The organism is Pseudomonas sp. GW821-FHT01C01 (assembly GCF_059422645.1).
Genome location: NZ_JBWKXF010000005.1, coordinates 140,363 through 166,670 on the forward strand (window position 1 = coordinate 140,363; position 26,308 = coordinate 166,670).

The following is a 26,308-nucleotide window of genomic DNA, read 5'->3' on the forward strand; positions in this document are numbered from 1 at the left end:
TTTTTGTCACGCCGCGTGCCGCAGCGCTACCGGATCAGCAGCTGTAGTACAGCTCGTATTCCAGTGGGTGTACGAAGGTACGTACCTTGATTTCTTCTTCGCTTTTCAGGGCGATGTAAGCGTCGATGAAGTCGTCGCTGAAAACGCCGCCTTTGGTCAGGAACGCACGACCTTTGTCCAGCTCTTCCAGGGCTTCTTTCAGGCTGCCGCAAACTTGTGGGATCTCTTTCGCCTCTTCAGGCGGCAGGTCGTACAGGTTTTTGTCGGCAGCGTCGCCAGGGTGGATCTTGTTCTGGATGCCGTCCAGGCCAGCCATCAACAGTGCTGCGAAGCACAGGTACGGGTTGGCAGCTGGATCCGGGAAGCGTGCTTCGATACGGCGGGCTTTCGGGCTCGACACGTAAGGAATACGGATCGAAGCGGAACGGTTGCGAGCCGAGTAGGCCAGCATCACTGGAGCTTCGAAGCCTGGAACCAGACGCTTGTAGGAGTTGGTTGCCGGGTTGGTGAAGCCGTTCAGGGCCTTACCGTGCTTGATGATGCCGCCGATGAAGTACAGGGCGGTGTCGGACAGGCCGGCATAGCCTTCGCCAGCGAAGGTGTTCTTGCCATCTTTCCAGATGGACATGTGTACGTGCATACCCGAGCCGTTGTCGCCGTACAGTGGCTTAGGCATGAAGGTCGCGGTGCGGCCGTAGGCATCGGCAACGTTGTGCACGACGTACTTCAGGGTTTGGGTTTCGTCGGCTTTCTTCACCAGAGTGTTGAACTTGACGCCGATTTCGTTCTGGCCGGCAGTCGCCACTTCGTGGTGGTGAACTTCGACGGTCAGGCCCATTTCTTCCAGTGCGTTGCACATGGAGGTACGGATTTCGTGGTCGTGGTCGAACGGCGGAACCGGGAAGTAACCACCTTTGACGCCTGGACGGTGGCCTTTGTTGCCGCCTTCGATGTCCTGGTCGGACATCCACGAACCTTGTTCAGAGTAGATCTTGAACATGGAGCCGGAAATGTCGGACTTGAACTTGACCTGGTCGAAGATGAAGAACTCTGGCTCCGGACCGGCGAATACGGTGTCACCGATACCGGTGGCCTTCAGGTGTTCTTCGGCGCGCTTGGCGATCGCACGTGGGTCGCGGTCGTAGCCTTGCATGCTCGAAGGTTCGATGATGTCGCAGACCAGGATCAGGGTCGGTTCTTCGGTGAACGGATCCAGAACAGCGGTGGAGTCGTCCGGCATCAGGATCATGTCGGAGGCTTCGATGCCTTTCCAGCCAGCGATGGAGGAACCGTCGAACATTTTGCCGACTTCGAAGAAGTCGTCATCCAGCGCATCGCGAGCCGGCATGGTCACGTGGTGCTGAGTGCCTTTGGTGTCCGTGAAGCGCAGATCAATCCACTTGACGTCATGATCTTTGATGAGTTGAACCGACTTCGACATAGTGTCCTCCGGGTGGCTTCGGGCTAGTAATGGATGCCCTTAAATGTGGGTGATGCCGGCGCGAATACTCTGCCAAGGCAACCTGCCTCACAAGGGAGCAAATTGCATGCCAGTGCCCCAGCATGGGTTTTTTGCCCCAAAAACACGCTAGTGAGGGCATTTTGCGCTTTAAAGCAGAAAATCTCGCCCTGTAATGTGGCGCTAAATCCAATAAATGACCTGTTTTGGTGCGCGCAAAACCTTCTGCACATTAACTGGTTAAACCTTGAGCAATTTCCGCTATAATCCGCGCCCCCCTTTTTCGGCAGGCCCTGCGCGCGCTGTTTCCATGAAATTAATCGTAAAAGTCTTCCCCGAGATCACCATCAAGAGCCGCCCGGTACGGATGCGTTTCATCCGCCAATTGGCCAAGAACATCCGTGCCGTGCTCCGCGATCTGGACCCGGCCGTGGTGGTGAACGGCGTGTGGGACAACCTCGAGCTGGAAACCCGTATCACCGAGCCCAAGGCCTTGAAAGAGATGGGCGAACGCCTGTGCTGCATGCCGGGCATCGCGCATTTCCTGCAGGTTGATGAATACCCGTACGTCGACTTCGACGACGTGCTCGAAAAGTGCAAGCTGCACTACGGCGATGCGCTGGCCGGCAAGATCTTTTCGGTGCGCTGCAAGCGTGCGGGCAAGCACCCGTTCAGCTCCATGGATGTCGAAAAATACGTCGGCAGCCAGCTGCGTCGCCAGTGCGGCGCCGCCGGAATTGACCTGAAAAACCCGGAAATCGAAGTCCGTATCGAAATTCGCGACCAACGGTTGTTTGTGATCCATAACCAGCACAACGGCATCGGCGGTTATCCGCTGGGTGCACTGGAGCAGACGCTGGTGCTGATGTCCGGCGGCTTCGACTCCACCGTGGCGGCTTACCAGATCATGCGCCGCGGCCTGATGGCGCATTTCTGCTTCTTCAACCTGGGCGGACGTGCCCATGAACTGGGCGTCATGGAAGTCGCGCATTTCATCTGGAAGAAGTACGGCAGCTCCCAGCGCGTGCTATTTGTCAGTGTGCCGTTCGAGGAAGTGCTGGGCGAAATTCTCGGCAAAGTCGATAACAGTCATATGGGCGTAGTATTGAAGCGTATGATGTTGCGCGCTTCGTCCCAAATTGCCGATCGACTGCACATCGAGGCACTGGTCACCGGTGAGGCGATTTCCCAGGTGTCGAGCCAGACGCTGCCGAACCTGTCGGTGATTGATTGCGTGACCGACAAACTGGTCTTGCGCCCGCTGATCGCCAGTCACAAGCAGGACATCATCGACACGGCCAACGAAATCGGCACCGCCGATTTCGCCCGGCACATGCCGGAGTACTGCGGCGTCATTTCGGTCAATCCGAAGACGGCCGCCAAGCGCTACCGTGTCGAGCACGAAGAGAAAGAATTCGATATGGCGGTGCTCGAGCGTGCGCTCGAAAACGCCAAGCTGGTGCCGATCGATCGGGTGATCGACGAATTGGGCCAGGACCTGCAGATTGAAGAAGTCAGCGAAGCGCTGGCCGGTCAGATCGTCATCGACATCCGTCACCCGGATGCCGCTGAAGACGACCCGCTGGACCTTGCTGGCATCGAGGTACAAACGATGCCGTTTTATGCACTGAACGCTCGTTTCAAGGAACTGGACCCTACTCGCCAGTACCTGCTGTATTGCGACAAAGGCGTGATGAGTCGCCTGCATGCCCACCATTTGCTCAGTGAGGGGCATGCCAATGTGCGCGTTTATCGACCGAGCTAAGTGCCCGGGGCTGTTTGCCTGTGGCCTGCGTCACCGGCCCCCCGATGCCACCGTCAAGCTGTAACGGCTTTCACGGACGCTACTGTTAATCGCTGCCAAGACTTGTCAGCACACCGAATCCTCTGATCGAGATACACAAGTGATCGAAAATCTACGTAACATCGCCATCATTGCCCACGTTGACCATGGTAAAACCACCCTGGTAGACAAACTCCTGCGTCAATCCGGCACCCTGGAGCGCAACGAGCTCAATGACGAGCGCGTGATGGACTCCAACGACCAGGAAAAAGAGCGCGGTATTACCATTCTGGCGAAAAACACCGCCATCAACTGGAACGGCTACCACATCAACATCGTGGACACCCCGGGCCACGCCGACTTCGGCGGCGAAGTTGAACGCGTAATGTCGATGGTCGACTCCGTTCTGCTGCTGGTTGACGCTCAAGACGGCCCTATGCCGCAAACCCGTTTCGTGACCAAGAAGGCTTTCGAAGCCGGCCTGCGTCCAATCGTGTGCATCAACAAGGTTGACCGTCCGGGCGCGCGTCCTGACTGGGTTCTGGACCAGATCTTCGACCTGTTCGACAACCTGGGTGCCACCGAAGAACAGCTGGACTTCAAAGTCGTCTACGCCTCGGCCCTGAACGGTATTGCCGGTCTGGACCACACCGAAATGGCTGAAGACATGACCCCGCTGTACCAGTCGATCGTCGACAACGTACCGGCGCCGGCTGTTGACCGTGAAGGTCCGTTCCAGATGCAAATCTCCGCACTGGACTACAACAGCTTCCTGGGTGTTATCGGTGTTGGCCGTATCGCTCGTGGTCGCGTCAAGCCGAACACCCCGGTTGTGGCTATCGGCGCCGACGGCAAGAAGCGTAACGGTCGTATCCTGAAGCTGATGGGTCACCACGGTCTGCACCGTGTAGACGTTGAAGAAGCTGCAGCAGGCGACATCGTGTGCATCAGCGGTATGGACTCGCTGTTCATCTCCGACACCCTGTGCCACCCGGACATGGTCGAAGCGATGAAGCCGTTGACCGTTGACGAGCCAACCGTTTCCATGACCTTCCAGGTAAACGACTCGCCATTCTGCGGTAAAGAAGGCAAGTTCGTGACTTCCCGTAACATCAAGGAACGTCTGGACAAAGAGCTGCTGTACAACGTTGCACTGCGCGTTGAAGAAGGCGACTCGGCTGACAAGTTCAAGGTTTCCGGCCGTGGCGAACTGCACCTCTCGGTACTGATCGAAACCATGCGTCGCGAAGGCTTCGAAATGGCTGTAGGCCGTCCGGAAGTGATCATCCGTCTGGTTGACGGCGTGAAGCACGAACCGTTCGAAAACGTCACCATCGACCTGCCGGAAGAATCCCAGGGCAAGGTGATGGAAGAGATGGGCCTGCGTAAGGGCGACCTGACCAACATGGTGCCGGATGGCAAGGGCCGTGTACGTCTGGAATACAACATCCCTGCTCGTGGTCTGATCGGTTTCCGTAACCAGTTCCTGACCCTGACCAACGGCGCTGGCATCCTGACCTCGATCTTCGACCGTTACGACGTGATGAAGTCCGGCGACATGTCCGGCCGTCAGAACGGCGTTCTGGTTTCGGTTGAAACCGGCAAGGCACTGACCTACTCCCTGGAAACCCTGCAGGCGCGTGGCAAGCTGTTCGTTGAACACGGTCAGGAAATCTACAACGGTCAGATCGTTGGTCTGAACAGCCGTGACAACGACCTGGGCGTCAACCCTACCAAGGGCAAGAAGCTCGACAACATGCGTGCTTCGGGTAAAGACGAAACCATCGCCCTGGTTCCACCTGTTCGCTTCACCCTGGAACAGGCTCTGGAATTCATCCAGGACGACGAGCTGTGTGAAGTGACTCCTAAGTCCATCCGTCTTCGCAAGAAGATCCTGGACGAAAGCGAGCGTACCCGCGCTGCCAAGAAAGCCAAGGCATAAGATTTAGCCCCGGCTGAACAAAAACGCCCCCGGTCGAAAGGCCGGGGGCGTTTTTGTTTGTGTGGGATTTATGCGGTGTTTGTGCCGGCCCCTTCGCGGGCAAGCCCGCTCCCACAGGGTTTTGTGTCGTACATATAATTTATGTCCGGCACCAATCAATGTGGGAGCGGGCTTGCCCGCGAAGGCGGCCGATCAACCGCCGAAAATGTCAGGAAGTATCAGAACCGCTCGATACTCCGCGAATTCCGCTCGCGCTCCACTTCTTTCGGCTTGTACGCGCAATACCCCGGCCGCGGGCCGATTTTCGGGTGGTTGCGGCAAGTATCCGGGCGCTTTTCATAAATAGTGCACAGACGGCTCTTACGATCCAGGTACAGGCAATCGTTGTTGCTCATGCGCTGCAGGGTGAAGATTTCCGACTTCTGGTTGTAACGCTCGACGATCCCTTCCTTTTGCAGGCGCTTGGCGATGTTCTTCGGTGGATCACCGCGCTCGAACTCGTCGACGATGCCAATGCGGATCAGATCCTTGATCTTGACCTCGACGGGCAGGGTGCAGCAGCTGGACATGCACGAGCCGCACATCGGGGCAGAGTACTTGGCCCAGGTATCGAGGCGGTCGATCTCTGCGGCAGCGATCAGGTTCGGCTTCATCATCGTTTGTTACCAGCGTGTGCATCAGGGCGCGCGATCATACCGGGACTGGTGGATTTTTGAACAACCTTTCGCCAGATTTTTTTCGCGGGCGGTGCAAACAACCGGAAAATTAGGCACGAGCCCTGCATTCATTCAGGCACATGACAACGCATTGTCGGACCAGCTCGTATTCAAAGGAAAAACTGCCGAACCAGAGCCTCTACCGCCTGTCAGACCGTCTAGGCTCAGACAACCCAAGCTCGCTCGAGGTCCTATCGATGACTCAAGAACCACTTGTTCGCGAAGCAGAGGTGGCCGCATTTCGCGACGCCGTCTTGACCAAACTCACTTATGCAGTGGGTAAAGACCCGGATCACGCCTTCGACCACGACTGGTTCGAAGCCATTGCCCTGGCCGCGCGGGATCACATGGTCGAGCACTGGATGGACCACACGCGGCAGATTTACCGCAAAGGCCAGAAGCGCGTTTATTACCTTTCCCTGGAGTTTCTCATCGGCCGGCTGCTCTTCGACAGCCTGAGCAACCTTGGCCTGCTCGATGTGGCCCGTGAAGCCCTGACCGAACTCGGCGTCGATCTTGAGCGCATCCGCTTGCTGGAGCCCGATGCGGCCCTGGGCAACGGCGGCCTCGGGCGTCTGGCAGCGTGTTTCCTGGAAAGCATGTCGACCCTGGGCATCGCCGGTCATGGCTATGGCATCCGCTATGAACACGGATTGTTCCGCCAGGCAATTGTCGACGGCTGGCAGCAGGAGCAGACCGAACACTGGCTGGACTTCGGCAACCCCTGGGAGTTCGAGCGGCCGGAAGTGGTTTACACCATCGGTTTTGGCGGCAGTGTCCAGACCCTGACCGACGACGCCGGCAAATCCCGGCAAATCTGGTCCCCAGCGGAAACCGTGCGGGCGATTGCTTACGACACGCCGGTGGTCGGCTGGCGCGGGGCGAGCGTCAACACGTTGCGCCTGTGGCGCGCCCGGGCCATGGAAGATCTGCACCTGGAGCGTTTCAACGCCGGTGACCACCTGGGCGCCGTTGCCGAAGTGGCCCGGGCCGAGAGTATCTCCCGGGTGCTGTACCCGGCGGACAGCACCGAGGCCGGCCAGGAGTTGCGCCTGCGCCAGGAGTATTTCTTCGTCGCCGCCTCATTGCAGGATCTGTTGCGCCGCCATCGCAACATGCACACCTCGGTGCTGACCCTGGGCGATCACGCCTCGATCCAGCTCAACGACACTCACCCTTCGATTGCCGTGGCTGAACTGATGCGGCAACTGGTCGACGTCTATGACGTGGCATGGGATGCAGCGTGGCAGGTCACCGTCGATACACTGTCCTACACCAACCACACTTTGCTGCCCGAAGCGCTGGAAACCTGGCCAGTCGGCTTGATGGAACGCATGCTGCCGCGGCACATGCAGATCATTTACCTGATCAACGCCCAGCACATCGACTCCCTGCGGGCCAAAGGCATTCATGACTTCGACGTGCTGCGCGCGGTGTCGCTGATCGAGGAAGACAACGGTCGCCGGGTGCGCATGGGCAACCTCGCGTTTCTCGGTTCCCACAGCATCAACGGTGTGTCCGGGTTGCACACGCAACTGATGCGCCAAACGGTGTTCTCCGAACTGCACAAGCTCTACCCGGAGCGGATCAACAACAAAACCAACGGCATCACCTTCCGTCGCTGGTTGTATCAGGCCAACCCCGAGCTGACCTCGATGCTGGTCGATGCCCTCGGGCCTCAAGTGCTGGATAACCCGGAAGAGCGCTTGCTCGCCCTCGAACCGTTCGCCGAGAAAAATGCATTTCGCAAGGCGTTTGCCGAGCAACGCCTGCACAGCAAGAAAGCCCTGGCGTACCTGATTCATGAGCGCTTGGGTATCGCGGTGAACCCGGCGGCTATGTTTGATGTGCAGGTCAAGCGAATCCATGAATACAAACGCCAGTTGCTCAACCTGATGCACACCGTGGCGCTGTACCAGGCGATTCGCGCCGAACCTGAAATCGACTGGGTGCCACGGGTGAAAATCTTCGCCGGCAAGGCCGCCGCGAGTTATCACCAGGCCAAACTCATCATCAAACTGAGCAACGACATCGCCCGGGTGGTGAACAACGACCCGACCGTACGCGGCTTGCTCAAAGTGGTGTTCCTGCCCAACTACAACGTCAGCCTGGCGGAGAGCATCATTCCGGCGGCAGATTTGTCCGAGCAGATTTCCACCGCCGGTTTCGAAGCATCCGGTACCAGCAACATGAAATTCGGCCTGAACGGCGCGCTGACCATCGGCACCCTGGACGGGGCCAACGTGGAAATGTGCGAGCGCATCGGTGCCGAACACATGTTCATCTTCGGCCTCAGTGCGCAACAGGTGGAAGCACGCAAGCAGAACCATGAGTTCAGTGCCGTACCGGACATCGCCGCGTCCCATCGCCTGAACGATGTGCTGCAAGCGATTCGTGGCGGGGTGTTCTCGCCGGATGATCCGTCCCGTTACACCGGGTTGATCGATTCGCTGGTGGACTACGACCGCTTCCTGGTCTGCGCTGACTTCGATTCCTACTGGAACGCGCAGATGCGCGTCGAAGCCCATTGGCACGATTCGAACCAGTGGTGGCGTTCGGCGGTGTTGAACACGGCGCGGATGGGCTGGTTCTCGTCCGACCGGACCATCCGCGAGTACGCCACGGAGATCTGGAAGGCGCTGGAGTAGTTTTACGCCCGTATTGCCGGGCCTGGTCGATATACTAAGCATCACCTTCATCCCCTGTGGGAGCGGGCTTGCTCGCGAAAGCGGACCGACATTCACTATCAATGGTGAATGTGATGTCCCCTTCGCGAGCAAGCCCGCTCCCACATTGGGTTTGTGGTGCAGATGTAATCTGCTCTCACACTGGATTCCGGGTGTCTGGCCACTAAACTGAACCAGACGCTGTACCACCCGGATTTGCCCCGCGATGGGGCTGCTTAGGGATATCAACCATGCAATGGATGTTCATGCTGATCGGGCTGGTGCTCGGCTGGATACTCGACGAGTCATTCAGTGATGCACTGCTGGGCGCATTACTCGGATTGGGTATCGGCCAGGTCGTTCGCATGGCTCGCATGGACCTTCGGGCAGTCGAGCAGCAGCGCCTGCTGGAACAGGCGCAGGTAGCGCTGCAGGCGGTCGAGCAACGGCTGGCGGCGCTCGAAGCATCAGGCGTCAAGGCGCCGGAAACCCGCGAACCGTTTGTATCGCCTGAAACCGTCCTTGATGAAGCACCTGCTGCAGCCCCGGAATTGATCTGGGAATTGCCGCCAGAGCTCGAACCGATCGCCGCAGCAGCCAGCGAAACCAGTCGCCCACAGCCCGTCGATGCCTGGAAGTCCGAGCCGATCGCTCGCGAAGCACAACCACCCGTCCCCCCGCGTGGCCCGAACCTTATTGACCGCGCCATCAGCCGCGCCCGCGCCTGGCTGTTCGGCGGCAATACCGTGTTGCGGGTCGGCGTGGTGCTGCTGTTCCTCGGCCTGGCCTTTTTGTTGCGCTACGCCACCGAAGGCATGGTGGTGCCGGTTGAGTTGCGCTACGCAGGCGTTGCGGCGGCAGCCTTGGGGTTGCTTGGGCTGGGTTGGTGGTTGAGAACCCGCAACAGCAGTTATGCGTTGATCTTGCAAGGCGCCGGGATCGCCGTGTTGTACCTGACAGTGTTTGCCGCGATGCGCCTGCATCCGTTGCTCGATCCCTCGGCGGCATTTGGCCTGCTGGTGGCGGTGACGGTCTGCTCGGCAATCCTCGCCATTACCCAGGATTCCCTGGGGCTGGCCGCCGCTGCCGCACTGGGTGGATTCGCCGCCCCTATCCTGGCCTCCACCGGCGCCGGCAGCCACGTCGCGCTGTTCAGTTACTTTGCCCTGCTCAACGCCGGCATCCTCGCCATTGCCTGGTTCAAGGCCTGGCGGCTGTTGAATGTCATCGGGTTCAGCGGCACCTTCGGCATCGGTTTCGCCTGGGGTCTGCGCTCCTACTCGCCGGAGCTGCTGTGGAGCACCGAGCCGTTTCTGATTGTGTTTTTCCTGATGTACCTGGCCATTGGATTGCTGTTCGCCCGGCGCAAGCTGATGGAAATGAGCGATGCACCGGCAGAGGGCAGTCGCGAAGCGCTGCTGCAGTGGTCGGCGCGCAAGGGTGACTACGTCGACGGCACGCTGCTGTTCGGTCCGCCGCTGGCGGGTTTCGGCTTGCAGTTCGCACTGGTGCAGCATCTGGAATTCGCTGCAGCGTTCAGTGCCTTGGCGCTGGGCATGATTTACATGGGGCTCGCCCGTTGGCTGATGACCGGGCGCACCCTGTTGCTGGGGGAAACTTGCCTGGCCTTGGGCGTGATCTTCGCCAGCCTGGCAATTCCAATGGGGCTCGATGCACGCTGGACGACGGCGGCGTGGGCGGTGGAAGGCGCGGGGATCTTCTGGCTCGGCCTGCGCCAGCAAAGGCCCTTGGCCCGGGGTTTTGCCTTGCTCCTGCAGCTGGGCTCTGCGCTGGCGTTTCTCAGTGAGTTGCACAGCAGCGAGAGCAGCCTGCTCGGCGGTGTGCCGTTAGGCGCGCTGTTGCTGGGCATCGCATTGCTGTTCAGTTTCCAGCAGTTGCGTAAAGCCTTGCCGGAGCAGACCAGGTCTTGGGAGCTAAAGGGTCTGCCGGTATTGGCTTGTCTCGGGCTGGCGTTTCTCTATTTGCTGGCACCGTTGTTTTTCTTCAGCCACGGCACGGTGATCAGTTGGGCCTTGGCCGGGGCGCTGACGTTGTTTGTTGGCTTGCGCCTGCAATCGCGCACGTTCCTGTTCACCGCGCTCGCTGTGCAATTGTTGGGTGGTGCGCTGTTCCTGGCGACGGGACCGTTGTTCAGTGAAGGGCTGCAACCCTTGGCCCATGGCGGATTCTGGGCGCCGCTGGTGCTGGGGCTGGCCGCGATGGTCGGTGCCTGGCGTTTGCAGAGGGGTCATTCGCCCGGAGCGTTCGAAGGGCTCAGTCTATTGCGGTTGTCCCAGGCGTTGCTGGTGTGGGGTGCAGGCTGGTGGGCGTTGGCCTGGGTCATCGACGTGCTGCACTTTGCGCCGTTGCCGATGCAGGCAACCTTGTTATTGAGCATCGCTGCCGTGAGTGTTGCGCTGTGGACGATATTGGCACTGCGCCTGAGTTGGCCGTCACTGGGGGGGCTCTGCACGGTGTTGATTCCCGTTGCGGCGCTGGTGCTGCTCGCGGCCTGGCATTCGCGCTATCACCCGGCCGCCAACTTCGGCTGGCTGGCGTGGGCCGCCGTGTTCGTGGTGCATTTCATGTCCCTGCGACGCCTGGCGCCAATGCTGCCGGCACGCGCACCAAGTGTCGCCCATGTGCTCGGCTGCTGGCTGTTGATTGGCGTACTGGCCCTGGAACTGCGTTACGGCTTGCTGGTGTTGTCCGAGCAATACAACGCCTGGCGCTGGTTGGGCTGGGCAATTCTGCCAAGCCTTTATCTGGTGTTGATGGCGGCCCCTCGCGCGTGGCCTTGGCCGGTGTCGGCGTATCCACGCGAATACCGCGTATACGCTGCCGCGCCGCTGGCGTTGTTGATGCTCGGTTGGTTCTGGCTGGCGAACATCGCCAGTGACGGCAACGCCGAGCCATTACCCTACGTGCCATTGATCAATCCGCTGGAGCTGGGCCTGTTGTTTGCGTTGTTCGGTGTCTATGTCTGGTCCCGCAGCGCCATGACACAACTGGCGGTCCGCGAGGATTACACCGCCATCGCCACGCAAGGGCTCGCAGGTGCCTCGTTGTTCGTGTTCTTTACTGCGCTGGTGATGCGCACGGCGCACCATTGGAGCGGGGTGCCCTATGAGCTGGATCTGTTGCTGGAGTCGATGCGGGTACAAGCCGGGCTGTCCATCGTCTGGACCTTGATGGCCCTGAGCCTGATGATCGGCGGCCATTTGCGTCGCCGCCGCGAAGTCTGGCTGATCGGTGCTGTCTTGATCGGCGTGGTCGTGGCCAAACTGTTTTTTGTCGAACTGAGTAATCGCGGCGGGCTGGCGCGGATCGTGTCGTTTATCGGTGTCGGCGTGTTGCTGCTGGTGGTGGGCTACTTCGCCCCGCTGCCGCCCAAACGCGCCGAAGCTGTGCCGGATATCGAGAAACCGGTCCCGGAATCCGAAGGAGTGTCGTCTTGAGTCAGAAGCTGAGCCTGGGTTGGTTGGGCGCTGTTGCAATGGGTGTGGCGTTGTCGGCGGTTGCGCAGGAAAAACCGGCGGACTTCACCACGCAAGTGCCCTTGTCGGTGACGGGCGAAGGCCCTTGGTATCGCCTTGAGCTGCCCCTGAACGTACAACTGAATGCACGGCAGGCTGACCTGAGCGATGTGCGTGTGTTCAATGCCGTGGGTGATGTTCAGGCTTATGCCCTGGCCCGGCAGTCGGCGCAGAGCAGTGAAACCCGCACCTTGACCGAGGTGAAATGGTTTGCGCTGTACAACTCGGTGGACGCCACTGAAACCGCGCCGAGCGTGCGGGTGCAATCGAGCGCCAGCGGCACGTTGGTCGAGGTACAGCCCTCCAGTCAGCTGGAGGCGGGTGAAGAGGAGTTGCGCGGCTGGCTGCTCGACGCTTCGGCTATCAAGGCGCCGTTGCAGCAGTTGATTCTCGACTGGACCAGCGAGCACGACGGCTTTCAGCGTTTCACTCTCGAAGCCAGCGACGATTTACAGCATTGGCAGTCCTGGGGCGAAGGGCAGGTGGCGCGCCTGGCCTTTGCCGACGAGCGGATCGAACAGCGTGCAATCAGCCTGCCGGGCCAGTCGGCGCGCTACTTGCGATTGCTGTGGATCACACCGCATTCGGCGCCGACGCTGACTTCGGCGCAACTGCAAAGTGCCAGCACCCGCAGCCTGCCGCTGCCGTTGGTCTGGTCCCAGGCGTTGGCCGGCAGCAGCGTGAAGGCGGGTGAATACACCTGGCAGTTGCCGATGGGGCTGAATGTCGAGCGGGTGCAGGTTGAGTTGAGCCAGCCCAACAGCCTGGCGCCGGTGAGCCTGGCCGGCCGTCGCGACAGCAGTCTGCCGTGGCAGCCAGTGGTCAGCGGTTTGCTCTATCGCCTGAGCCAGAACGGTCAGGACGTGGTGCAAAACGAATTGTCGTTGTCAGGGCAATTCGTACAGCAATTGAAACTGAGCGTGGACGAACGCGGCGGCGGCCTGGGTGCACAGGCGCCGACGCTGAAGTTTGCCGTGCGCGCCACGCAACTGGTGTTCCTGGCGCGCGGGCCAGGGCCTTATACCCTGGCGCTGGGGAATGCGACAGCGAAGACCGCGAACTTGCCGCTGTCGACGCTGATTCCCGATTACACCCCGGAGAAACTGGCGACCCTGGGCAGGGCCATGGTAGATGTCGGGGCGGTGGCCATGAAGCCGTCGACGGTCATCACGTCTGCGCCGATTGACGCTCATTGGAAGAAATTCGGTTTGTGGACGGTGTTGTTGCTCAGCGTGGTGTTCCTGGTGGCGATGGCGTTCAGTTTGCTGCGCAAGCCCTCTGCCAAATCCTGAAGAAGGCTGGCGCTTCGCGCCATTCGCGAGCAAGCCCGCTCCCACACTGGATCTGCTTCGTGGCACAAATGGTGTGTGCACAGCTGGTCCAATGTGGGAGCGGGATTGCTCGCGAATACGGTCTGCCGATCACCAAAGATATCGAAATCTGCTATCCATTCGAGCTCCACGCGCGGCCCATTTCCAACTACGCTCATCCCCGCGCATGAACTCTCTTTGACCGATCACGTCTGATAGGAGGAAATGCGCCCCGACTCGCGCTAAACTGCGCGGGTTTTTAGCCCCCCCATTCCACCGGAGCCTTCCATGTCCCGCGTTACCTTGAGTCGCTATTTGATTGAGCAGACCCGCAGCAACAACACTCCTGCCGATCTGCGCTTCCTGATCGAAGTGGTGGCGCGTGCCTGCAAGGAGATCAGCCACGCCGTATCCAAAGGCGCCCTGGGTGGCGTTTTGGGCAGCATGGGCACTGAAAACGTCCAGGGCGAAGTGCAGAAGAAGCTCGACGTGATCTCCAACGAAATCCTGCTCGAAGCCAACGAATGGGGCGGTCACCTGGCCGGTATGGCGTCCGAAGAAATGGACAATGCCTACCAGATCCCGGGCAAATACCCGAAAGGCGCGTACCTGCTGGTATTCGACCCGCTGGACGGTTCGTCGAACATCGACATCAACGCGCCGGTCGGTACGATCTTCTCGGTGCTGCGTTGCCCGAACGAATACCTGAGCCAGAACGAGCCCTTGAATGAAAAGGCTTTCCTGCAGCCAGGTACCCAGCAAGTGGCCGCCGGTTACGCGATCTACGGTCCGCAGACCATGCTGATCCTGACCCTGGGCGACGGCGTGAAAGGCTTCACCCTGGACCGTGAAATGGGCAGCTTCGTCCTGACCCATGAAGACATCACCATTCCTGAAACCACCCAGGAATTCGCCATCAACGCGTCCAACCAGCGTCACTGGGAAGCTCCGGTACAGCGCTACGTCGGCGAATTGCTGGCCGGCGAAGAAGGTCCGCTGAAAAAGAACTACAACATGCGCTGGGTCGCCGCGATGGTGGCCGACGTACACCGCATCCTGACCCGCGGCGGTCTGTTCATGTACCCACGTGACAGCCGCGAGCCGTCGAAGCCGGGCAAACTGCGCCTGATGTACGAAGCCAACCCGATGTCGTTCCTGGTGGAACAAGCGGGCGGCGCGTCCACCGACGGCCACCAGCGCATCCTCGACATCCAGCCGGAAGGCCTGCACCAGCGTGTTGCGGTGTTCCTCGGTTCGAAAGAAGAAGTTGCCCGCGTCACGGCTTACCACAAGGAATAAACCATGACCGCGCCCTGGCAGCCGTTGCTTGATTGGTGGTTCGGGAGTTCCGAGTCAGCGAGCGAAGTGGCGGCGCAGAAGGGCAAGTTATGGTTCGGCAAGCGCGACAGCCAGGACCTCGAAGCGCGCGAGCGTTTCGGGGACTGGGCCGAGCAGGCACTGGCCGGCGGATTGACCGAGTGGATGCAACGTCCCGAAGGTTGGCTGGCGCTGGTGCTGTTGCTCGATCAAATTCCGCGAATGATCTTTCGCGATACTCCCAAAGCCTTTGCAGGCGATCTCCGGGCGCAAAAGCTGGTAGCCCAAGGCATTGCCGCGGATTTCGACCGGCAGTTGCAGCCGATTCAGCGGGTGTTCATCTACCTGGTGTTCGAGCACAGCGAAAACCTTGCGGTGCAGAACGAAGGCGTCTCGCGCTACATCGAGCTGGTAGCGCAGCAGCCGGAGACTGATCGGGCGCTGTTCAGCGATTACCTGGACTATGCCGAGCGACACCAGAGGGTGATTGCGCAATTTGGGCGCTTTCCGCATCGCAATGCGGTGTTGGGGCGCGAGTCTACGGCTGAGGAGTTGGCGTTTCTCTCCAAGCCAGGGTCAAGGTTCTAGATCTTCATGGCGGCTGATGCCGCCTTCGCGGGCAAGCCCGCTCCCACAGTTGATTTGGTCGGACACAAAATTTGTGTCCACCGTAGATCCCTGTGGGAGCGGGCTTGCCCGCGAAGGGGCCGGTGAACGCGCCTCAGATCCTGAAGCTACCAACTAGCTGCTTCAACCGCGCCGCCTGCTGCTCAAGATCGGCACACGCACGCAAGGTCGACTGCAGGTTTTCCACGCCTTCCTGGTTCAGCGTGTTGATCTCGGTGATGTCGACGTTGATCGATTCCACCACGGCGGTCTGTTCTTCGGTGGCCGTCGCTACCGACTGGTTCATGCCATCGATCTCGCCGATGCGCTGGGTCACGCTGCCCAGGCGTTCGCCGGCCTGGTTGGCGATGCCGACGCTGCTTTCGCTCTGGCGCTGGCTGTCGGTCATGATGCCCACCGCTGCCCGGGCGCCGACTTGCAGCTCTTCGATCATCGTCTGCACTTGCTGCGCCGAGTCCTGGGTGCGGTGGGCCAGGTTGCGTACCTCATCGGCTACCACGGCAAAGCCTCGGCCGGCCTCACCGGCGCGGGCCGCTTCGATGGCGGCGTTGAGGGCCAGCAGGTTGGTTTGCTGGGAGATGCTGGTGATCACTTCCAGAATCTGCCCAATGTTTACCGTGTTGCTGTTGAGGGTTTCGATGTTGCCGCACGAATCGCTGATCTTGGCCGACAATTGCTGCATCGCCGCGATGGTTTTATCCACAACCTGCTGGCCGTCTTCGGCCAGGCTGCGGGCATCGCTGGAATGTTGCGAGGCGAGGGCGGCGTTCTGGGCGATTTCCTGGGCGGCGGCACCGAGCTGGTTGATCGCCGCGGCCACGCTGCTGGTGCGCGAGGCTTGCTGGTCGGAGTTGAACATCGACGAGTTCGAGGCGGCGACTACACGCAGAGCCACTTCGTTGACCTGGCCAGTGGCCGAGGACACTTCGATGATCGAGGCGTGAATGCGCTCGACGAAGCGGTTGAACGACAGCCCCAGCGCGCCGAATTCGTCGTGGCCGTGGATGGTCAGGCGTTTGGTCAGGTCACCTTCGCCTTCAGCGATGTCGTGCATGGCGCGGCCCATGGTCAGCAGCGGCTGCATCAGCAGGCTGATCAGCATGCCCAGCAGGGCGATGATGATCACCACGGCAATCACCATGGCGATGATCGCCGAGGTGCGGAACTCGCTGAGCATCGAGAACGCCGTTTCCTGGTCGAGCACCAGCGCCACGTACCAGTCCGCCGATGGCACACCGTTGACGCGGGTGAAGGAGATGAACTGGCGCTTGCCGTCGATCTCGACTTCTTTCATGCCCGGGCTGACTTTCGGCGTGTCGTTCGGATAAGCCTCGGCCAGGCTCTTGAGTACCAGCTTGCTGTCCGGGTGAATCAGGATCTTGCCGTTGGCACTGACGATGAACGCATGACCGTGACCGCCGAAGTTCAGCGAGTTGATGATCGCGCTGACGCTGGACAGGTCGATGTCGGCGCCGGCCACGCCAATCATCTGGCCCTGGTGCTGCACCGGGGTGGCCACGGTGATCACCAGTTTTCCGGAGGAGGCGGCGATGTACGGTTCGGTGACGATGGTCTGTTGCGCGCTATTGGCCGCCTTGTACCAGCCACGAGCCCGTGGGTCGTAGTCCGCTGCGCGGTTGCCCGCCGGGACCGAGAACATCACGCCGTCGGCGCCACCGAAGTAACTCAGCTGGAAGTTGCCGGTGTAGGCGGGCAGGTCGATGATCCGTTTCAGGCTGGCGGAAGCGTTGCCATCGGCGGTGACTTGTTGGGCCATTGATTGCAGCAACTGCATGCGGCTTTCCAGCCAGGTCTGGATGTTACTGGTGGTCAGGCTGCCGAGTTCCTGCATCGAGGCTTCGGTGCTGTTGCGCAAGGTTTCGCGCTGGCGATAGTCGTTGAACAGGATGAAACAAGCGAATGCGACGGCTACCACGAGGGCGGCAGCCAGCAAGATCTTGTGGCTGAATTTCATGTTTCTGGTCATGGATGCGCTACCGCAGAGGGGCTGTTCAACAAAATGGGGGAGCAAATGCCACCGACGTGGCTTTGCGTTGCATTTATGTCGACTGAACGGCGCCAAAGATTAGGCGGATTTTCTGAAAAACGACGAAATGCCCGGTAAACACGGAAAGTGGCTGATTTTGGCAAAAGGCAGACGAGTGGCCCGATAAATAGCCTGCCGGGCAGGGAACCTGACAGGGGTTTTCTCTTCTAAGCTTCAGCTTGGCAGCCATGCCAATCCCCTACGCCCCCCGGAGTTTCACCATGTCGCTGCGTTCCATCGCCCTGCTTTCGTTCTGCGTATTGCTCGCTGCCTGCAGCAAGGTTAATCAGGAAAACTACTCGAAACTCTCGGCCGGCATGGCCAAGGCCGATGTGGAGACGCTGTTGGGCAAACCCGCCGATTGTTCAGGCGCGCTCGGCATGTCCAGTTGCACCTGGGGCGACAAGAACAGCTTTATCAGCGTGCAGTTCGCCGGTGAAAAAGTGCTGATGTTTTCCGGCCAAGGCCTGAAGTAAACCGGGGCGATTGCCCACGGGAGAAAAATAATGAAGCGGTTATTGATCATCCTTTTTGCCGGTCTGGTATTGGCCGGCTGTGCCACGTCTGGCCAGGATTCTTTGGCGCCCAAGACGGTCAACAGTGTCAACCTCAAGCGTTATCAGGGCACCTGGTACGAGCTGGCTCGCATGCCGATGTACTTCCAGCGCGACTGTGCGCAATCCGAAGCCCATTACACACTCAAGCCCGACGGCAATGTCGCGGTGTTGAACCGCTGCCTGACGGCACAGTGGCAATGGGAAGAGGTCAAGGGCACGGCTTATCCACAGGTGCCCGGCAAGAGCGACAAGCTGTGGATTGAGTTCGATACCTGGTTCTCCAGGCTGATCCCGGGTACGGCGAAGGGCGAATACTGGGTGCTGTACGTCAGCGATGACTACAAGACTGCCATCGTCGGTGATCCTAGCCGGAAATATTTGTGGCTGTTGTCACGCACACCGACCGTGAACGGTGTGGTGCGTGAGGAGCTGCTGAGCAAGGCGCGCCAGCAGGGTTACGACACCACGCGGCTGATCTGGCGGGCGTCGGAACAGCAGATGGCCGAGACCTCGAACTAACTGTCAGCATATAACAAATGTGGGAGCGGGCTTGCTCGCGAAGGCGGACTGTCAGTCAACATCTCTGTTGAATGTGATGTCCTCTTCGCGAGCAAGCCCGCTTCCACATTTTGTTTTGTATCAGCCTAAAAGTTCGCGCAGGACTTGGGTGAAGGCGCGGCTGCTTTCTTCTTCATCAGCATGGCGCCCGTCGCGCACCACCCACTGGCCGTTTACCAACACATCTCGCACCTGACGATCGCCGCCGGCAAACAGCCAGCGGTTGAGAATCCCGTCGCCGCTGGCCGTTGCCAGGTACGGATCATTGCCGTCGAGCACCAGCCAGTCGGCGCGCTTGCCGACTTCCAGCGCGCCAATCGGCTGGCCCAGCGCCTGAGCGCCGCCATCCAGCGCGGCATCAAACAGCGTGCGACCGACCATTGGCTGATCCGCACCATACAAACGATTACGCCGCTGGTCGCGCAGACGCTGGCCGTATTCCAGCCAACGCAATTCTTCTACCACGCTCAACGACACATGGCTGTCGGAACCGATGCCCATGCGGCCGCCCTGGGCGAGGAAATCCACCGCCGGGAAAATCCCGTCGCCGAGGTTGGCTTCAGTGGTCAGGCACAGGCCGGCGATGGCGCGACTCTTGGCCATCGACGTGACTTCTTCCGGGTTGGCGTGGGTCGCGTGGACCAGGCACCAGCGTTGATCGACGTCGACGTTCTCGTACAGCCATTGCAGCGGACGACGGCCACTCCAGGTCAGGCAGTCGTCGACTTCTTTCTGCTGCTCGGCAATGTGGATGTGCACCGGGCATTGCTTGTCGCTGGCCGCCAGCACTTCGCTGATCTGCTGCGGCGTGACCGCGCGCAGCGAGTGGAAACACAGACCCAGGGCTTGCGCCGGTTGCTGCGCCAGAACCGGTTGCAGGCGCGATTGCAGCTTGAGGTAGTTTTCGGTGCTGTTGATAAAGCGGCGCTGACCGTCGTTCGGCGTTTGGCCACCGAAACCGGAGTGGCTGTAGAGCACCGGCAACAGGGTCAAGCCGATACCGGCGGAACTGGCAGCCTGGCTGATACGCAGGGCCAGTTCGGCCGGATCCGCGTAAGGCTGGCCACTGATGTCGTGATGCACGTAGTGAAATTCCGCCACCGAGGTGTAACCGGCCTTGAGCATTTCGATGTACAGCTGACGGGCGATGACGCCGAGTTGTTCCGGGCTGATTTTTCCGACGAGGCGATACATCAGGTCGCGCCAGGTCCAGAAACTATCGTTCGGATTACCCGCCACTTCCGCCAGCCCGGCCATGGCCCGCTGGAAGGCGTGGGAATGCAGATTCGGCATGCCCGGCAGCAGCGGACCGCTCAACCGTTCGGCGCCATCTGCATGGGAATCGGCCTGGATATGGGTCAATACGCCGTCGGCGTTGACTTCAAGACGTACATTGTTGGCCCATCCACTAGGCAGCAGCGCGCGTTCGGCAAAGAAGGCGGACATGGTTCAGCACCCCATCGTGTGTTATTTGTATATACATATACAGACGTTTGCCTGCCCGGTAAACTCCGGCAAGCTAGCGACATCAATCAAATGACCAAGGATTAACCGTGCCGACTCCGCCTCCAGTCTCTCCGTTGGCCGCGAACATGGGCGACAGTCCGGCGCCCTTGTACGCCCGCGTCAAACAAATGATCACCCAGCAAATCGACAGTGGAAACTGGCCGCCGCACTATCGTGTGCCGTCGGAAAGCGAACTGGTCAATCAGTTGGGCTTCAGCCGCATGACCATCAACCGCGCGCTGCGCGAGATGACTGCCGACGGTCTGTTGGTGCGCATGCAGGGTGTTGGCACATTCGTCGCCGAGCCGAAAAGCCAGTCCGCTTTGTTCGAAGTACACAACATTGCCGACGAAATCGCCTCCCGTGGCCATCGCCACACCTGCAAGGTGATCACCCTTGAAGAAGAGGCCGCCGGTTCCGAGCGCGCCCTGGCGCTGGACATGCGCGAAGGGCAGAAGGTGTTCCACTCGCTGATCGTGCATTTCGAAAACGATATCCCGGTGCAAATCGAAGATCGTTTCGTCAATGCGCTGGTGGCACCGGACTACCTCAAGCAGGACTTCACCCTGCAAACGCCCTACGCCTACCTGAACCAGGTCGCGCCGCTGACCGAAGGCGAGCACGTGGTCGAGGCGATCCTGGCCGAGCCGTCCGAATGCAAATTGCTGCAGATTGAAAAGGGCGAGCCGTGCCTGCTGATCCGTCGCCGCACCTGGTCCGGTCGCCAGCCGGTGACCGCCGCTCGCTTGATCCACCCCGGTTCCCGTCATCGTCTGGAAGGACGCTTTCACAAATGAATCAATTGAAGGTTTTACGCGCCAAAGATTACCCGCGCATGCCGTGGAAAAACGGCGGCGGCAGCACCGAAGAAATCACCCGCGATGCGGGCACCGGCCTGGACGGCTTTGGCTGGCGCCTGTCGATTGCCGACATTGGTGAATCGGGCGGGTTTTCCACGTTCGCCGGTTATGAGCGGGTAATCACCGTGCTGCAAGGCGAGGGCATGACCCTGACAGTGGATGGCCAGAATACTCGGTCACTGTTACCGCTGGACCCGTTTGCCTTCAGCGGTGAAAGCAAGGTTTCCTGCACATTGCTCGGCGGCCCGATTCGCGATTTCAACCTGATTTATGCGCCGCAGCGTTACGGTGCACGGTTGCAGTGGTTGAGCGGTGAGCAGCGGTTCTTCAGCTCGGCGGGTACGCTGTTGGTGTTCAGCATCAGCGATGCACTGGAAGTGAAAGTCGGTAACAACGCTTCGCAACTTGACCGGCATGATTGCCTGCAACTTGACGGTAACACTGGCCTGCTGGAAATCTCAGTCAACGGCCCATGCTGCGTGATTGAGCTGTCCGCACACTGATCTGACACCTTTTCGCGGGCAATCCTGATCCTCTGTAGGAGCGAGCTTGCTCGCGAAGAACCTCAATGCACCACGGGGCATCTGGTTTTACGCGTATTCGTTCACGACTTTCGCGAGCAAGCTCGCTCCTACAGAGGGCCATGTTTGCCCACGATGTTGTTTCTCTCCCCGACCCCGTTTCCCATCGCGCACCACTTTGTTACCGAATGCCCCAGCGTGGCGCAAAACCACGCTCAAGTAACAAAGTCTCCTCGCCACAAAAGTCCCCCGGAAAATATTTCATCTTTCCCAGAACCCTTGTTCCAGGCGCTCTCCAGCCGGTTCTGAACTTTTCTTGAATGCTCATCCAACAAGTTGGCCGCTTGATTGCATATGCTTGTATGTACAAGTAAAGACGTATGTGTATGAGTCGCGAGGACTCAACCATCGTCCACTGATTCGCCGGTGTGCACTGATGCCCATTGGCTTGCTCGCCCACTGCCTGGGTTGGTTTGGATTGATTGCTGAGGAGTTCTTTTCGTGACCGAGAATAAACGTACCAAGTTTCGCGACGTCGAAATCCGCGCTGCCCGCGGTAACAAGCTGACCGCCAAGAGCTGGCTGACCGAAGCGCCGCTGCGCATGCTGATGAACAACCTCGACCCGGAAGTCGCCGAGAACCCTAAGGAACTGGTGGTTTACGGTGGTATCGGTCGCGCTGCACGTAACTGGGAATGCTACGACAAGATCGTCGAAAGCCTGACCAACCTGAACGACGACGAGACCCTGCTGGTGCAATCCGGCAAGCCGGTCGGCGTGTTCAAGACCCACAGCAACGCCCCGCGCGTTCTGATCGCCAACTCCAACCTGGTACCGCACTGGGCGAGCTGGGAACACTTCAACGAACTCGACGCCAAAGGCCTGGCCATGTACGGCCAGATGACCGCCGGCAGCTGGATCTACATCGGCAGCCAGGGCATCGTCCAGGGCACCTACGAAACCTTCGTCGAAGCCGGTCGCCAACACTACAACGATGACCTGAAAGGTCGTTGGGTCCTGACCGCTGGTTTGGGCGGCATGGGTGGCGCCCAGCCTCTGGCTGCAACCCTGGCCGGCGCTTGCTCGCTGAACATCGAATGCCAGCAGGTCAGCATCGATTTCCGTCTGAAAAGCCGCTATGTCGATGAGCAAGCCACCGACCTCGACGACGCTCTGGCCCGTATCGCCAAATACACCAAAGAAGGCAAGGCGATTTCCATCGCTCTGCTGGGCAACGCCGCTGAAATCCTTCCAGAACTGGTCAAGCGCGGCGTGCGCCCGGATATGGTCACCGACCAGACCAGCGCCCACGACCCGCTCAATGGCTACCTGCCTGCCGGCTGGACCTGGGACGAATACCGCGCTCGCGCCAAGACCGAGCCGGCCGCTGTGATCAAAGCCGCCAAGCAATCGATGGCCGTGCACGTCAAAGCGATGCTCGACTTCCAGAAGATGGGCATTCCGACCTTCGACTACGGCAACAACATCCGTCAGATGGCCCAGGAAGAAGGCGTGGAAAACGCATTCGACTTCCCAGGCTTCGTACCGGCTTACATCCGTCCGCTGTTCTGCCGTGGTATCGGCCCGTTCCGCTGGGCTGCGCTGTCGGGCAACGCCGAAGACATCTACAAGACCGACGCCAAGGTCAAAGAGCTGATCCCTGACGACGCCCACCTGCACAACTGGCTGGACATGGCCCGCGAGCGCATCAGCTTCCAGGGTCTGCCGGCACGTATCTGCTGGGTTGGCCTGGGCCTGCGTGCCAAGCTGGGTCTGGCGTTCAACGAAATGGTGCGCAGCGGCGAGTTGTCCGCGCCAATCGTGATCGGTCGCGATCACCTGGACTCCGGTTCGGTATCGAGCCCGAACCGCGAAACCGAATCGATGCAGGACGGTTCCGACGCCGTTTCCGACTGGCCACTGCTCAACGCCCTGCTCAACACCGCGAGCGGCGCGACCTGGGTTTCCCTGCACCACGGCGGCGGCGTCGGCATGGGCTTCTCCCAGCACTCGGGCATGGTGATTGTCTGCGACGGTACTGACGAAGCAGCCGAGCGTATCGCTCGCGTCCTGCACAACGACCCGGCCACCGGCGTTATGCGTCACGCCGATGCCGGTTACCAGATCGCGATCGACTGCGCCAAGGAACAAGGGCTGAACCTGCCGATGATTACCGGCAAATAAAACAGCCTTCGGCATAACGCAAAAAAACCTGTAGGAGCCGGCTTGCTGGCGATTCAGACACCGCAAGGTGTCAGGCAAACCGCCATCGCCAGCAAGCCGGCTCCTACAGGGGTTGTCCCAACCCAGAATAACAATCCACAGAGGTTGAACCATGGCTGTCACTGACGAACGTGCAGGCAACAAACCGTTGATCGAGAAACGCTCGATCGACTACATCCCGGAAGCGGAAAGACACGGTCGTCTGTTTAGCCAGTTCACCCTGTGGATGGGTGCCAACCTGCAAATCACCGCGATTGTCACCGGGGCCCTGGCCGTGGTACTCGGCGGTGATGTGTTCTGGTCGTTGATCGGCCTGCTGATCGGGCAATTGCTCGGCGGTGGCGTGATGGCGCTGCATGCGGCGCAAGGGCCCAAGCTCGGCCTGCCGCAGATGATTTCCAGCCGGGTACAGTTCGGCGTGTATGGCGCGGCCATCCCGATCGTGCTGGTGTGCTTGATGTACCTGGGCTTCACCGCAACGGGAACCGTGTTATCCGGCCAGGCGCTGGGCCAGTTGTTTGGCGTCAGCGACACCGTCGGTATCCTCTTTTTCGCCAGTGTCATCGTGCTGGTCACGGTGCTCGGTTATCGGGTGATCCATTGGATCGGCCGTGTTGCCAGTGTCATTGGCGTGATTGCCTTTGTTTATCTGTTCAGCCGTCTGATGAGCCAGGTTGACGTTGGCGCTCTGTTGCAAATCCGCCACTTCAGCTGGAGCAGTTTCTTGCTCGCGGTGTCGCTCGCGGCGTCCTGGCAGATCGCCTTCGGCCCTTATGTGGCTGACTATTCTCGCTACCTGCCGAGCAAGATTTCCTCGGTGAAAACTTTTTTTGCCGCAGGCGCAGGTTCGGTCATTGGTGCACAGGTGGCGATGGTCCTCGGCGTGTTCGCTGCCGCCTCGGCCAACGGGCAATTCGCTGGCCATGAAGTGGCTTACATCGTGGGTCTGGGCGGTACCGGTGCCACCGCTGCGCTGCTGTACTTCAGCATCGCGTTCGGCAAGGTCACCATCTCCACGCTGAACTCCTACGGCAGCTTCATGTGCATCGCGACCATCATCAGCGGTTTCCGTGGTGACCTGAAAGTCACGCGCTTGCAGCGTCTGGTCTTCGTGCTGGTCATCGTCGGTGCTGCGACCCTGATGGCGTTGCTCGGTCAGCACTCGTTCCTCGGTGCGTTCAAGTCCTTCATCCTGTTCTTGCTGGCGTTCTTTACGCCATGGAGCGCGATCAACCTGGTGGATTACTACTGCATCACTCGCGAACGCTATGACGTGCCGGCACTGGCCGATCCGAACGGTCGTTACGGCCGTTGGAACCCTCTCGGTATCAGCGTCTATGTTTTCGGTGTGCTGGTGCAGCTGCCGTTCATCTCCACCAAGTTCTACACCGGTCCGCTGGTGGCAGCTCTGGGTGATGTGGATATTTCCTGGATCATCGGTCTGGTGCTTCCCGCAGCCCTGTATTACGTGTGCGCGAAAAAATGGCACGGCGCAGTGCCCGATCAACTGATTCTGCCGGTCGAGCAGGACAGTGTTGTACAACCTAAAAAAAGCGAGGCTGGTCGCGCTGCAGCGCAGGCCTGATTGGACGTTGCCAGGGCTGGATGCCTCTTGACTGCCGTAAGCCAATTCATGATTAGGAGCGTCACAACAATGAAATCGAACAAGACCCTGCTGACCACATTGCTTTCCATGGGCCTGCTGGCCAGCGCTGGCGCCACTCAAGCGGCGGGTTGGTGCGAGTCCGGCAAACCGGTGAAATTTGCCGGCCTGAACTGGGAAAGCGCCATGCTCCTGACCGACGTGCTGCAAGTCGTGCTGGAGAAAGGCTACGACTGCAAGACCGACAGCCTGCCAGGCAACTCCATCACCATGGAAAACGCCCTGAGCAGCAACGACATCCAGGTGTTTGCCGAAGAGTGGGTCGGCCGCAGCGAAGTCTGGAACAAGGCCGAGAAGGCCGGCAAAGTCGTCGGTGTTGGCGCGCCAGTGGTGGGTGCCGTCGAAGGCTGGTACGTCCCGCGCTACGTGATCGAAGGCGACGCCAAGCGCAAGCTGGAAGCCAAGGCCCCGGACCTGAAAAACATTGCCGATCTGGGCAAGTACTCGGCGATCTTCAAGGACGCCGAAGAGCCCTCCAAGGGCCGTTTCTACAACTGCCCGGCTGGCTGGACCTGTGAGCTCGATAACAGCGAAATGCTGAAAAGCTACGGCCTGGAAAGCACCTATACCAACTTCCGCCCAGGCACCGGCCCGGCGCTGGATGCCGCCGTACTGTCGAGCTACAAGCGTGGCGAGCCGATCCTGTTCTACTACTGGTCGCCAACGCCGCTGATGGGCCAGGTCGACGTGGTCAAACTCGAAGAGAAGCCAGGCGTGAACAAGACCGTGGATATCAAGGTCGGCCTGTCCAAGACTTTCCACGACGAAGCACCGGAACTGGTGGCCGTGCTGGAAAAGGTCAACGTGCCGATCGACCTGCTGAACCAGAACCTGGGACGCATGACCAAAGAGCGGATCGAGTCGCCAAAACTGGCGAAGATCTTCCTGAAGGAACATCCTGAAGTCTGGCACGCGTGGGTGAGCGACGACGCAGCCAAGAAAATCGACGCGGCCTTGTAGGTTGAGCTTCGCCGACTGTCGGCAACGGCAGTCGGACGCTTGATCGCAACCCCTTGA

General features: G+C 59.9%; 18 protein-coding genes and 1 pseudogene. 14 read left to right on the forward strand and 5 right to left on the reverse strand.

Annotated elements, in window-relative coordinates:
* Positions 1 to 34: 34 nt before the first annotated feature.
* Positions 35 to 1,441, reverse strand: a complete 1,407-nt coding sequence (gene glnA / locus AC07XF_RS05515; protein WP_007970634.1) for a glutamate--ammonia ligase — start codon at positions 1,439 to 1,441, stop codon at positions 35 to 37.
* Positions 1,442 to 1,769: 328 nt separating this feature from the next.
* Between glnA and thiI the strand changes: the two genes are divergently transcribed.
* The gene (gene thiI / locus AC07XF_RS05520; RefSeq protein ID WP_495025704.1) at positions 1,770 to 3,224 is read left to right on the forward strand and encodes a tRNA uracil 4-sulfurtransferase ThiI; all 1,455 of its coding nucleotides are present in this window, start codon (positions 1,770 to 1,772) and stop codon (positions 3,222 to 3,224) included.
* Between the two features lie 139 nt (positions 3,225 to 3,363).
* A complete protein-coding gene (gene typA / locus AC07XF_RS05525; protein ID WP_495025705.1) occupies positions 3,364 to 5,184 on the forward strand; it encodes a translational GTPase TypA in 1,821 nt (606 codons plus the stop codon).
* Between the two features lie 218 nt (positions 5,185 to 5,402).
* Here the strand turns inward: typA and AC07XF_RS05530 are convergent, their stop codons facing one another.
* Positions 5,403 to 5,840, reverse strand: coding sequence for a YkgJ family cysteine cluster protein (locus tag AC07XF_RS05530; RefSeq protein WP_007989226.1), 438 nt, complete (start codon positions 5,838 to 5,840; stop codon positions 5,403 to 5,405).
* 257 nt (positions 5,841 to 6,097) lie between these two features.
* Between AC07XF_RS05530 and AC07XF_RS05535 the strand changes: the two genes are divergently transcribed.
* From AC07XF_RS05535 to AC07XF_RS05555, 5 genes are all read left to right on the forward strand, one after another.
* Positions 6,098 to 8,548 (forward strand): glycogen/starch/alpha-glucan phosphorylase, encoded by a 2,451-nt coding sequence (locus AC07XF_RS05535; protein WP_495025706.1) that lies wholly within the window; start codon positions 6,098 to 6,100, stop codon positions 8,546 to 8,548.
* A 269-nt stretch (positions 8,549 to 8,817) separates the two neighbouring features.
* Positions 8,818 to 12,024: a DUF2339 domain-containing protein gene (locus AC07XF_RS05540; RefSeq protein WP_495025707.1), complete on the forward strand. Its 3,207-nt coding sequence runs from the start codon at positions 8,818 to 8,820 to the stop codon at positions 12,022 to 12,024.
* A complete protein-coding gene (locus AC07XF_RS05545) occupies positions 12,021 to 13,394 on the forward strand; it encodes a DUF3999 domain-containing protein (RefSeq protein ID WP_495025708.1) in 1,374 nt (457 codons plus the stop codon). The genes AC07XF_RS05540 and AC07XF_RS05545 overlap by 4 nt, the downstream gene beginning before the upstream one ends.
* Positions 13,395 to 13,700: 306 nt before the next feature.
* Positions 13,701 to 14,711, forward strand: a complete 1,011-nt coding sequence (locus AC07XF_RS05550; protein ID WP_008005114.1) for a class 1 fructose-bisphosphatase — start codon at positions 13,701 to 13,703, stop codon at positions 14,709 to 14,711.
* Positions 14,712 to 14,714: 3 nt separating this feature from the next.
* The gene (locus AC07XF_RS05555) at positions 14,715 to 15,317 is read left to right on the forward strand and encodes a DUF924 family protein (protein WP_495025709.1); all 603 of its coding nucleotides are present in this window, start codon (positions 14,715 to 14,717) and stop codon (positions 15,315 to 15,317) included.
* A 133-nt stretch (positions 15,318 to 15,450) separates the two neighbouring features.
* On the opposite strand, the gene AC07XF_RS05560 is transcribed toward AC07XF_RS05555, so the two are convergent.
* Together AC07XF_RS05560 and AC07XF_RS05565 are read right to left on the reverse strand one after the other, a co-directional pair.
* Complete coding sequence (locus tag AC07XF_RS05560) at positions 15,451 to 16,215, reverse strand: methyl-accepting chemotaxis protein (RefSeq protein WP_371318464.1); 765 nt, start codon at positions 16,213 to 16,215, stop codon at positions 15,451 to 15,453.
* A gap of 90 nt (positions 16,216 to 16,305) precedes the next feature.
* Positions 16,306 to 17,343, reverse strand: a pseudogene (locus AC07XF_RS05565) (HAMP domain-containing protein); the annotation flags it as partial.
* Positions 17,344 to 17,624: 281 nt separating this feature from the next.
* Here AC07XF_RS05565 and AC07XF_RS05570 point away from each other — a divergent pair.
* Together AC07XF_RS05570 and AC07XF_RS05575 are read left to right on the forward strand one after the other, a co-directional pair.
* Entirely contained in the window at positions 17,625 to 17,879 is a 255-nt protein-coding gene (locus AC07XF_RS05570; RefSeq protein ID WP_495025710.1) for a hypothetical protein, read from the forward strand.
* Between the two features lie 30 nt (positions 17,880 to 17,909).
* Entirely contained in the window at positions 17,910 to 18,479 is a 570-nt protein-coding gene (locus tag AC07XF_RS05575) for a lipocalin family protein (protein WP_495025711.1), read from the forward strand.
* Between the two features lie 120 nt (positions 18,480 to 18,599).
* Here the strand turns inward: AC07XF_RS05575 and AC07XF_RS05580 are convergent, their stop codons facing one another.
* Positions 18,600 to 19,964 (reverse strand): formimidoylglutamate deiminase, encoded by a 1,365-nt coding sequence (locus AC07XF_RS05580; RefSeq protein ID WP_495025712.1) that lies wholly within the window; start codon positions 19,962 to 19,964, stop codon positions 18,600 to 18,602.
* A gap of 146 nt (positions 19,965 to 20,110) precedes the next feature.
* On the opposite strand from AC07XF_RS05580, the gene hutC reads away from it, so the two are divergent.
* From hutC to AC07XF_RS05605, 5 genes are all read left to right on the forward strand, one after another.
* Positions 20,111 to 20,821, forward strand: a complete 711-nt coding sequence (gene hutC / locus AC07XF_RS05585) for a histidine utilization transcriptional repressor HutC (RefSeq protein ID WP_161793960.1) — start codon at positions 20,111 to 20,113, stop codon at positions 20,819 to 20,821.
* On the forward strand, positions 20,818 to 21,387 hold the full coding sequence (locus AC07XF_RS05590; protein ID WP_495025713.1) for a HutD/Ves family protein: 570 nt from the start codon (positions 20,818 to 20,820) through the stop codon (positions 21,385 to 21,387). The genes hutC and AC07XF_RS05590 overlap by 4 nt, the downstream gene beginning before the upstream one ends.
* A 519-nt stretch (positions 21,388 to 21,906) precedes the next feature.
* The gene (gene hutU, locus AC07XF_RS05595; RefSeq protein WP_495025714.1) at positions 21,907 to 23,589 is read left to right on the forward strand and encodes a urocanate hydratase; all 1,683 of its coding nucleotides are present in this window, start codon (positions 21,907 to 21,909) and stop codon (positions 23,587 to 23,589) included.
* Positions 23,590 to 23,740: 151 nt separating this feature from the next.
* Positions 23,741 to 25,213: a purine-cytosine permease family protein gene (locus tag AC07XF_RS05600; protein WP_495025715.1), complete on the forward strand. Its 1,473-nt coding sequence runs from the start codon at positions 23,741 to 23,743 to the stop codon at positions 25,211 to 25,213.
* A gap of 69 nt (positions 25,214 to 25,282) precedes the next feature.
* Positions 25,283 to 26,251, forward strand: a complete 969-nt coding sequence (locus AC07XF_RS05605; RefSeq protein WP_057397170.1) for an ABC transporter substrate-binding protein — start codon at positions 25,283 to 25,285, stop codon at positions 26,249 to 26,251.
* Positions 26,252 to 26,308 lie beyond the last annotated feature (57 nt).

Coding starts and splice junctions, on each gene's coding strand:
- hutC (WP_161793960.1), top strand. CDS start 20,111: ATGGGCGACAGTCCGGCGCCCTTGTACGCCCGCGTCAAACAAATGATC.
- AC07XF_RS05570 (WP_495025710.1), top strand. CDS start 17,625: ATGTCGCTGCGTTCCATCGCCCTGCTTTCGTTCTGCGTATTGCTCGCT.
- AC07XF_RS05535 (WP_495025706.1), top strand. CDS start 6,098: ATGACTCAAGAACCACTTGTTCGCGAAGCAGAGGTGGCCGCATTTCGC.
- glnA (WP_007970634.1), bottom strand. CDS start 1,441: ATGTCGAAGTCGGTTCAACTCATCAAAGATCATGACGTCAAGTGGATT.
- AC07XF_RS05590 (WP_495025713.1), top strand. CDS start 20,818: ATGAATCAATTGAAGGTTTTACGCGCCAAAGATTACCCGCGCATGCCG.
- AC07XF_RS05560 (WP_371318464.1), bottom strand. CDS start 16,215: ATGTTCAACTCCGACCAGCAAGCCTCGCGCACCAGCAGCGTGGCCGCG.
- AC07XF_RS05555 (WP_495025709.1), top strand. CDS start 14,715: ATGACCGCGCCCTGGCAGCCGTTGCTTGATTGGTGGTTCGGGAGTTCC.
- AC07XF_RS05605 (WP_057397170.1), top strand. CDS start 25,283: ATGAAATCGAACAAGACCCTGCTGACCACATTGCTTTCCATGGGCCTG.
- AC07XF_RS05550 (WP_008005114.1), top strand. CDS start 13,701: ATGTCCCGCGTTACCTTGAGTCGCTATTTGATTGAGCAGACCCGCAGC.
- AC07XF_RS05600 (WP_495025715.1), top strand. CDS start 23,741: ATGGCTGTCACTGACGAACGTGCAGGCAACAAACCGTTGATCGAGAAA.
- AC07XF_RS05540 (WP_495025707.1), top strand. CDS start 8,818: ATGCAATGGATGTTCATGCTGATCGGGCTGGTGCTCGGCTGGATACTC.
- thiI (WP_495025704.1), top strand. CDS start 1,770: ATGAAATTAATCGTAAAAGTCTTCCCCGAGATCACCATCAAGAGCCGC.
- AC07XF_RS05575 (WP_495025711.1), top strand. CDS start 17,910: ATGAAGCGGTTATTGATCATCCTTTTTGCCGGTCTGGTATTGGCCGGC.
- AC07XF_RS05580 (WP_495025712.1), bottom strand. CDS start 19,964: ATGTCCGCCTTCTTTGCCGAACGCGCGCTGCTGCCTAGTGGATGGGCC.
- AC07XF_RS05530 (WP_007989226.1), bottom strand. CDS start 5,840: ATGATGAAGCCGAACCTGATCGCTGCCGCAGAGATCGACCGCCTCGAT.